The organism is Vibrio sp. 10N.261.51.C6 (assembly GCF_041471785.1).
Classification (GTDB): Bacteria; Pseudomonadota; Gammaproteobacteria; order Enterobacterales; family Vibrionaceae; genus Vibrio; species Vibrio crassostreae_C.
Window position 1 is genome coordinate 1 of record NZ_JBFRPB010000046.1, and the last position, 1,633, is coordinate 1,633.

General features: G+C 47.2%; 1 protein-coding gene. It reads right to left on the reverse strand.

The genetic code is table 11. The annotated features are described in order from the left end of the window. On the reverse strand, positions 1–1,070 hold a 1,070-nt coding region (gene ltrA / locus AB4375_RS12455; RefSeq protein ID WP_372051697.1), incomplete at its 3' end, for a group II intron reverse transcriptase/maturase. Positions 1,071–1,633 lie beyond the last annotated feature (563 nt).

Sequence of the window (1,633 nt, forward strand, 5' to 3'; positions counted from 1 at the left end):
ATGCTGTGTCTGCGTTTGCGCTGCTTTAGTCGGTAGCACCTTAATCTACGCCGTATCCATTCGTCTAAGCGCTGCATTGCACTTTTACTAACAGTAAGCTTGAAGTAGTGTTGCCATCCTCTTAGATATTGAGTTAACTCCGTGATTATCACCTGTAACTCTCGTCCTCGATTTCGCTTCGTTATCTGACGTACTCGCTTCTTCATTTGAGCTTGTGCCGTCTTCGATATCCCGATTCTTCCGTCTATCTGGAAGCGGTGGCTTAGGTAAGTTCGCTTTGTCACTCTCGTTGCTGCACTTTTCTTACGGTTTACCGTCAGCTTTAGTTTCTGCTCCAAGAACTCCGTTATCGACTCTCTGACTCGATGAGCGGCTTCCTCACTACGCACGTAGATTTGACAGTCATCTGCATATCGACAGAACTTATGCCCTCTACGCTCTAGCTCTTTATCCAGTTCATCTAATACAATATTTGATAGTAGCGGAGATAATGGCCCACCCTGGGGTGTGCCTCGTTGTCTCTGCTCAACTAGTCCATGTCGCATTATGCCTACCTGTAGGTATGACCTAATTAGCTTCAACACGCGTTTATCAGCAATATCTTGTGACAGCCTGTGCATTAGCCTATCGTGATTCACTGTATCGAAGTATTTTGCTAGGTCGATATCTACTACATAACCTCGACCCTCTCGGATGTAGCGACTGGCGGCCGACAATGCATGGTGCGCACTGCGGTTGGGTCTAAACCCGTAACTACTGTCGGAGAACTTCGGCTCATAGATACATGACAGCACTGATGTGATTGCCTGTTGGACTACCCTATCAAGGACTGTTGGGATACCTAATTGCCTTACGCCACCACTAGCTTTGGGGATTTCTACACCAAGAACAGGTTGAGGTTGATAGCTTCCATCCAGAAGACTCTGGCGAAGCTCTTGCCCGTTTGATGCCTGTCGAAGTCTTGAGATAGTGGCGTTGATGTCGAGCTTGTCGACTCCTGCACACCCTTTGTTCTTCTTCACGCGTCTAAGAGCTTGATTCAAATTGGTTGAGGAGCAGATTTGCTCCATCAACGAAGTTGAGGTCACCAAGACTCGCCCTCCTGTCTACGCCGACCATGCTTGTCATTCTTCGTATCCATGAGCTTTACTTGCGGTATTGCCCTTTGGGACGTAGAGATGAGTTTCATCTTGCTATGACTCCACATGATTGAGTGTCTAGTGACTGCTTCTTGATATATTCAGTTCAGGCCTTCCTTTGAGTTGTACATTCTCAAAGTACTATGCCTTCTGCTGACTTCTTATTGCTCATCACACAACATCACTGCTGTATTAGTCTCTATTGAGACAAACCATAAGATCTCCCGAGGTAAGACGTTGTTCTTTCCCTTGGCTGTGCCTGATTTACCACTACACACTTCCCGTCGAGGCATTGGGCTATTCTATCTATGGCTAGGTTGCCCAAGTTGTAATGGCCTACTATCAGATTTCTGTTCGTCACAACCAAGTTTTGCCATTTGCTTCCTTCAGATTTCACCTCACGGTGAACACCCTTGCATAGGCTAACGGTTCTCGCTCGACTGAGCCCGTAGAGGACTTTCACCTCCTAGATCAACGCCATGCTCGGCGCACCA